General features: G+C 30.6%; 9 protein-coding genes. All 9 read left to right on the top strand.

Annotated elements, in window-relative coordinates; genetic code table 11:
• Positions 1-765: RHS repeat-associated core domain-containing protein (locus B3040_RS06515; RefSeq protein ID WP_291571385.1), on the top strand; the 765-nt coding region annotated here is incomplete at its 5' end.
• Positions 766-817: 52 nt separating this feature from the next.
• Complete coding sequence (locus B3040_RS06510) at positions 818-1,249, top strand: hypothetical protein (protein ID WP_291571383.1); 432 nt, start codon at positions 818-820, stop codon at positions 1,247-1,249.
• 322 nt (positions 1,250-1,571) lie between these two features.
• Positions 1,572-2,165, top strand: a complete 594-nt coding sequence (locus B3040_RS06505; RefSeq protein ID WP_291571382.1) for a hypothetical protein — start codon at positions 1,572-1,574, stop codon at positions 2,163-2,165.
• Between the two features lie 33 nt (positions 2,166-2,198).
• On the top strand, positions 2,199-2,495 hold the full coding sequence (locus tag B3040_RS06500) for a hypothetical protein (protein ID WP_291571380.1): 297 nt from the start codon (positions 2,199-2,201) through the stop codon (positions 2,493-2,495).
• Positions 2,496-3,030: 535 nt separating this feature from the next.
• Positions 3,031-3,915, top strand: a complete 885-nt coding sequence (locus B3040_RS06495; protein ID WP_291571378.1) for an RHS repeat-associated core domain-containing protein — start codon at positions 3,031-3,033, stop codon at positions 3,913-3,915.
• 38 nt (positions 3,916-3,953) lie between these two features.
• Complete coding sequence (locus B3040_RS06490; RefSeq protein ID WP_291571376.1) at positions 3,954-4,400, top strand: stage III sporulation protein AH; 447 nt, start codon at positions 3,954-3,956, stop codon at positions 4,398-4,400.
• 438 nt (positions 4,401-4,838) lie between these two features.
• Entirely contained in the window at positions 4,839-5,711 is an 873-nt protein-coding gene (locus B3040_RS06485) for an RHS repeat domain-containing protein (protein WP_291571374.1), read from the top strand.
• 27 nt (positions 5,712-5,738) lie between these two features.
• Positions 5,739-5,948: a hypothetical protein gene (locus B3040_RS06480; RefSeq protein WP_291571373.1), complete on the top strand. Its 210-nt coding sequence runs from the start codon at positions 5,739-5,741 to the stop codon at positions 5,946-5,948.
• A gap of 1,045 nt (positions 5,949-6,993) precedes the next feature.
• A complete protein-coding gene (locus B3040_RS06475; protein WP_291571371.1) occupies positions 6,994-7,188 on the top strand; it encodes a helix-turn-helix domain-containing protein in 195 nt (64 codons plus the stop codon).
• Positions 7,189-7,220: the final 32 nt, after the last annotated feature.

Here is a 7,220-nt window from a genome sequence, read left to right as displayed (position 1 = left end):
TGGGGAAAACTAATTTCTATAGAGGGAACACTTAAAGATACTGTAGGAGTTAAGAATCCTTATAGATATAGAGGATATAGGTATGATACCGAGACTGGATTATATTATCTACAAAGTCGTTACTACAATCCAGAGTGGGGAAGGTTTATTAATGCTGATGCACTAGGCGGAAGTGTTGGAGAGCTATTAGGTCATAATATTTTTGCGTACACTAAAAATAACCCTATAAACATGAGTGATAAAAACGGTTTTAGACCTATATATACAGTAGGGGAAGAGACAGATGAAATGAGAGAAGCTTCTCTTGCAAGTATGTTTCCACCTGTAGATATAACTGACAAATTAAACAAAACGCTACAGGTAAATGCAAAGCAAGCAATAGAATATAGTAACTCCCATAGCGAGTTTAAAACTAATCTGTACTGGATTAAACAAGTTAAATCAAATGGCCCATGGGATTTAAAAAGGAAATCTGAATGGAAATATCCTAATATGACTTATAATGGAAAAAAAGTTAATGGTGCAGATATAGGCAATTTACATTATGGATATGTAGGTATGGCTGCTGGTTTTGATGAAACCATACTAAAAATAGCAGCAGGATTATATCAAATAAGGAGTGGGACTTCGAATAAAGAGTGGCAAAATAATATGTGGTACGGTGATGACCCAAGAGACCAGGCATGGATAATGCATGGAATCTTAAAATACTGTATAGACAATGAGGCAAGCGTTAAATTCTACAATATACCTATTTTTAAATGATAAAAATTTTCTTAAATTGATAATTTATATATAACAAGATATGAGGTGAGTTATGAGTAACTTTCGAAAGTCCTTTGTTTTTAGCATTGCGAATTCATTAGTATGTATGTTTTTAATGATTCTATTTGAAGTTTTGAATATTTCAGATAATACTATAGATTTTTTAGTTTTTGGTATTCCTATAATATTCTTAATATTAAATTGTATAATATGCTATAAAATAATAATAAATGATAAAATTAACAAGGTTGTTGTTCAACTATTTATAAACTTGGTAACATATATTATAAGTTTAAGTGGTTTATTAATTCTTTGGTGGAGTATAGGTTATAAGATATACCCAATTAACAGCGAGGATTATGGAAATATGTTTTTCTTTTTTGCCATGACAATTACTTATAGTGTGAGCTTTTTATTATCTATGATTTTGTCATTAATACTATGGCTAACAAAAAAATCACTAATAAACAAAAAAATCAACTGACTTTAAATCTTTATTATTAATTTTACAATTTTGCAGGTTTTGCAAGAAAGTGCACAGGATTAAATATCTTTGAAATGATATAAAAAAGATTTGTGCTTATAATAATTTAGTGTTATAGAAAAACCAATTATAGTAACTATAGTTGGTTTTTCTTACATAAGTAAGAAAATTACATAGATATATTTTAAACTTCAAGATAACTATATGTTGTATTCATGAATCATTATGGTTGTAGATTATATGTATATAATATTGAGGCTAGGTGCTATCAAAATAAAGATATCACAACCTGGGAGAGTGAAGATTTATAAATGCGGATGCTTTGGTTGGACAAACTGGAGAACTTCTAGCACATAATTTATTTGCGTATTGTAAGAATAGTCCTGTAAACATGAAAGATGAAGATGGGTTTAGACCAATATTTAGTAATATATATGGGCAAGAAGAGGAGACTGAATTAGAGAGATATGTTTCTTTGGCAAAAACTGCTGGCACGTTTAACCCAGGGGGTTATGAGAGAACGGGAACAGAAGCATATGGATTTTCAGTATCGGTGGGCGCTGGGGCTAGAGTGGGTGTCACTATTCAAAGAGTAACAGATAGTCATAATAACAAGGGATTATTAATTAGTCCAATTATTGGAGGGTCGGCTATACCTCAAGCATCTTTAAACCTTGCTTACACTAGAACAAATGCTGATACAATTTTTGACCTCTCGGGGCCAGGTGGTGATGCAGGCGGGTCAGCAAGTCTATGGTTTATAGGTGTAGGGACAGATTGGGTTTATTGCAAGTCTAATGGAAAATATATTGATGGATATAGTATTAATATAGGTGGAAAATTCCAACCAGTTGTAGAAGTGCATGCAGATTATACTTATACATGGATACTTTCTCGCAATAAGGTAAAGCAGTAATAAATTATAAAAATATAATATTGGAGGGGTATAATGAAAATAAGGTTAGGGTTCTTTTTTTTAAATATAGTTTTAATGACTATAATAATGCTATTAGACTTCTGGTTTGATTCAATAATTACTATTCAATATATGCCAGGGATAATGATGTTTCTCAATGGAGTTTTAATGATTAGTTTAAGGAAAGAGGTTTATAAGGAGTTAAGTGCTAAATTTGAGAATGAATTTACTAGAGATAGAATATTTCAGTTAAATATGATTATTTCTTCAGTATTAATTGCGATAGGGATTATTGTGTTTTTCTTTAGTGTAATATCAAAGTTAGCCTAAAGCCAGTGTTAACAAATAGATTATTCATGTAATAGTAAAATTTTTATTTTAATTCATTGTGTAACTTAACTAATAAATATAAACATGTCTTTAAAATATAATTAAAAAATAAATATTATTTTTAATTATACGAATTAGGTAGTTACTTAAATTTTATATAATAAAAATATAAAGATAACATGGAAAATCTAGCAGGTAGTAGTAATTGTTAATCCTCCTGTCAACGATGAAGTTGTTTTTACAATGAATAAGATTCAAATATATCATATATCAACACAAATAAATAAGCAGAAACAAACCTAAATACTATATAAAATTAATAAGTTTTATGGGAATCGAAAAAAGGTGTAAAAAGTGTCCTCAAAACCTACTTATATAGTATAGGGGCAAAAAATAACTATTGTTTTATAAGTTATATGAAAGAGCAGAAAGTATCTGCTCTTTTTTTATTTGGCTTTAATTCAAATTTTCATTGAAAGTACTCTCACCATAGCCTTGTGCTTGCTGACTTTTGAAGTTTATGTAAGAATTACAAATGGCTACTATTTTTAAAAAGAGCATATTTATACTGCTAATGATAATGGAGAACTCATACTTCTATGTAAGAAATGCTCAAGGTGATATAATAGGGTTAATAGATAAAGCAGGAGCACAAGTTGCAAGTTATACCTATGATTCTTGGGGAAAACTAATTTCTATAGAGGGAACACTTAAAGATTCTGTAGGAGTTAAGAATCCTTATAGATATAGAGGGTATAGGTATGATACCGAGACTGGATTGTACTACTTACAGAGTAGATATTACAATCCAGAGTGGGGGAGATTTATTAGTACTGATGCAATAGTAGGACAAACTGGAGAACTTCTTGGACATAATATGTTTGCTTACTGTAAGAATAATCCTATAAATAGGAAGGGTGATACAGGATTATTAAGTAGTCAAGCCCTTGATAATTTTGGAGGTGGAGGAGGAGGCGGTGGTGCTGGAGTAATTCCTATAGGTAGTGCATTCCAAGATTGCCTAAAAGGTTTGTGGTATGGATTTGCTGGAACAGTAGTTGGAATTGGAAAGGCTATTTCTTTTTCAAGTTCCAAAAAGTCAACTACAAAGAGTAAGACTATATCTGCTCCAATTACCAACTCAAAAAAACAACAATATGATTATTTTGCAGCATCAACTAAAAATGGTGGAGGAATAAATATTAGTAATCCACTTACACTTGCACAGGCACAAACTAGGGTGTTGGCTGGAAAGGATATTTATGCAAGAACTCAACTTCACGCAGTTTATTTAGCAAATACGTTGGGTGGAACTGAAGATGGACCTGATGACCCCGACATACACACATGGAGTCCACACAATAAGTATCACTACCATTTACAAGGTCATGTAGGAGGTCATATTTTCTTTGATAAATAAGAAGTTTGAATTGTTTGTCACAAAGGAGGTGTTAAAAAATGTGGATTTTTTCTACAGAGCCAAAAGGAAAATCATATGAAGAGTTAATTGATTTTGCTGCAAGTTTGTGTAATGAGTTTATGTTGGTAAGACGAAAAAAAGATAATGCAAGTGAAAATGTAAAAAACTTACTAAAAGATTTGAATGAATTTATAATAGAAGAAAAAGAGCAACAAAGTTGGCCTGGAACGCGAATAGGTGGATATGCTCTAGTATACTATTTTAAGTTAAATGATATAACAAAGGAAATAATAAAAAAATATTCAGAGGGATTATATTCATGGATTGAACCCTTACTTCTACAAGATTTATGCTTTTTGAAAGAAAATAGAGAGCCTTGGATTATTAATACTGCACATGAAAAATTTAGTTTCATTAGCAATTGCAGTAATGATGAGATTGATAAGTTGACTTCTATTTCAGGAATAGAGTTAGAAGAAATATAATCTCATATGAAAAATACTTAATGATTATTTTTATTAGTATTTTTCATAAAAAATCAAAATAGTGAACCAGTTGAAAGTTCAATAAGGGTTAGTGCTTATTGGACTTTCCTTTTAGCAATAAAATTTTATGAATAGAAGAAGTTCCATAACAAATAAGGATTTAAAGATACCATATATCAACACAAATAAATAAGTAGAAACCAACCTAAATACTATGTAGAACTAATAAATTTTATAAGAATCGAAAAAAAGTGTAAAAAGTATCCTCAAAACCTACTTATACGTATAGGGGTAAAAAAACTATTGTTTCATAGGTGATACGAAAGAGCAGAAACTATCTGCTCTTTTTTTATTTCGCTTTAATTCAAATTTTCATTGAAAGTACTCTCACCATAGCCTTGTGCTTGCTGACTTTTGAAGTTCATGTAAAAATTACACATGGCTACTATTTTTAAAAAGAGCATATTTATACTGCTAATGATAATGGAGAACTCATACTTCTATGTAAGAAATGCTCAAGGTGATATAATAGGGTTAATAGATAAGGCAGGAACTCAAGTTGCAAGTTATACCTATGACTCATGGGGAAAACTAATTTCTATAGAGGGAACACTTAAAGATACTGTAGGAGTTAAGAATCCTTATAGATATAGAGGATATAGGTATGATACCGAAACTGGGCTTTATTATTTACAAAGTAGGTACTATAACCCAGAGTGGGGAAGGTTTATTAATGCGGATGCTTTGATTGGACAAACTGGAGAACTTCTAGGACATAATATGTTTGCTTATACAAAAAATAATCCTGTTAATATGAGTGATAAAAATGGATTTAGACCAGTGTACACTATGGGTGAAGAAACAGATGAAATGAGAGAGGCTTCATATGCTGCCATGGGAGAAGCATCAAAATCTATAATAATGATGTCAAAAAAAAATAGGAAGCCTGGAAAAACACCCCCAAAATCATGGCCAACCTTACCTAAAGATTTAGCAGGGAAAAAACCAAAATGGAGTCCATTGGGATATTGGGAAGGTAGGTCGGGAAAATATACATGGGATAACAGGTCACATGGTGCGGGTGTTAATAGAGGGGATGGAGAGCAAGATGGACACTGGGATGATGAAGATAGTGATAACAGATGGGATAGGAATGGAAATCAATTAGGAGGTTCTGTTGAAACCATATTATCGGGTCGTGGTAATAAAAGTGAGCGCATGTTATCAGGTATAGCATTATCAGTGTATTTAATAATATCTGAAGGGTCAAGAATATTATTTCCACCAAGAAACTTAATACCAATACCATAGAGTTAATAACTAATAAGGAGGAGAAAAATGAAATTTGAACAGTATGAAATTGAAGACTATTTAGAAGTGGAGGAAGTAAATTTTCCTAAAGAAATTTATATAGCATTTGCAGTATGTGGTAAGGAATGTGGAAATAAGGAGTTCATTGTAGATGGACAATCGCAAGTATGCCAATATTGTGGAAAACTAATGTTTAGAATAGATTCAAAAAAATATGTTATTGATGATAATGAGTAAAACTTTTTAGATAAGGATTATAAAGTATGTAAATTAGTTTAAAATTTTGAGTTTATATGATAAGAAAGTTTAGTGAGGAGGGATACTTGTTAGACTTGCTTTTACTAATAAAACTATTTCTATAATGAATAAATTCCAAGATATCATATATCAACACAAATAAATAAGCAGAAAGCAACCTAAATACTATATAAAATTAATAAATTTTATAGGAATCGAAAAAAAGTGTAAAAAGCACCCTCAAAACCTACTTATACAGTGTAGGGATAAAATAACTATTGTTTCATAGGTGATACGAAAGAGCAGAGATTATCTGCTCTTTTTATTTGGCTTTAAATTAAGCACAAGAACTTATTGATTTTTATGGAAACTGGCAGAAGTCCAATAAGGAAATAAAAAACTTTAACATGAAGTGTTGATTTGTAAGAAATGGTGAAGTCAAATTTTAAAATCCGATAAAAATTGTAAAAAACACTCTAGAAATCTACTTATATAGTGTAGAGGGAATTTAAACCCGAAAAATATTGCAAAAAGTACCCTAGAAACCTACTTATATAGTGCAGGGAGTTTTAAAACCCGACAAAACTTGTAAATTTGACCTTCAAATGCTACTTATATAGTGTAGAGAGTTTTAAAATCCGATAAAAATTGTAAAAAACACTCTAGAAATCTACTTATATAGTGTAGAGAATTTTAAAACCCGACAAAACTTGTAAATTTGACCTTCAAATGCTACTTATAGTGTAGAGAGTTTTAAAATCCGATAAAAAGTGTAAAAAACACTCTCAAAACCTACTTATATAGTGTAGAGGGAATTTAAACCCGAAAAATATTGCAAAAACTACTCTAGAAACCTACTTATATAGTGTAGAGAATTTTAAAACCCGAAAAAAACTGTAAAAAGTACCTTCAAAACCTACTTATATAGTATAGGGGTAAAAAAATAACTATTGTTTTATAAGTTATATGAAAGAGCAGGAACTATCTGCTCTTTTTTTATTTGGCCTTAATTCAAATAGTTGAATAACAGAAAGGAGGAAGTTAAATGGAAAAATATCTTAATGATAGAGATTACTGCACATTAATGAGAAGAAGATATAACCTTAAGTTAAAGACTGTTGCAGATTATATTGGATGCTCTATAAGTATGCTATCCAAGTATGAGCGTGGTATAGCAAATTTAGAACCACAGAAAGTAAGTCTATATGTAAAGTTTATTCAAAATTATATAAACCAATAAAGGTTTAAGACATGGGGCTGTCGCTTTAGCAG

The organism is Clostridium sp. UBA4548 (assembly GCF_002387895.1).
Classification (GTDB): domain Bacteria; phylum Bacillota; class Clostridia; order Clostridiales; family Clostridiaceae; genus Clostridium_J.
Note: the sequence above shows the minus strand (reverse complement) of the source record. Positions and strands in the feature narration are given on the sequence as shown.

Coding starts and splice junctions, on each gene's coding strand:
- B3040_RS06510 (WP_291571383.1), top strand. CDS start 818: ATGAGTAACTTTCGAAAGTCCTTTGTTTTTAGCATTGCGAATTCATTA.
- B3040_RS06500 (WP_291571380.1), top strand. CDS start 2,199: ATGAAAATAAGGTTAGGGTTCTTTTTTTTAAATATAGTTTTAATGACT.
- B3040_RS06495 (WP_291571378.1), top strand. CDS start 3,031: ATGGCTACTATTTTTAAAAAGAGCATATTTATACTGCTAATGATAATG.
- B3040_RS06490 (WP_291571376.1), top strand. CDS start 3,954: ATGTGGATTTTTTCTACAGAGCCAAAAGGAAAATCATATGAAGAGTTA.
- B3040_RS06485 (WP_291571374.1), top strand. CDS start 4,839: ATGGCTACTATTTTTAAAAAGAGCATATTTATACTGCTAATGATAATG.
- B3040_RS06480 (WP_291571373.1), top strand. CDS start 5,739: ATGAAATTTGAACAGTATGAAATTGAAGACTATTTAGAAGTGGAGGAA.
- B3040_RS06475 (WP_291571371.1), top strand. CDS start 6,994: ATGGAAAAATATCTTAATGATAGAGATTACTGCACATTAATGAGAAGA.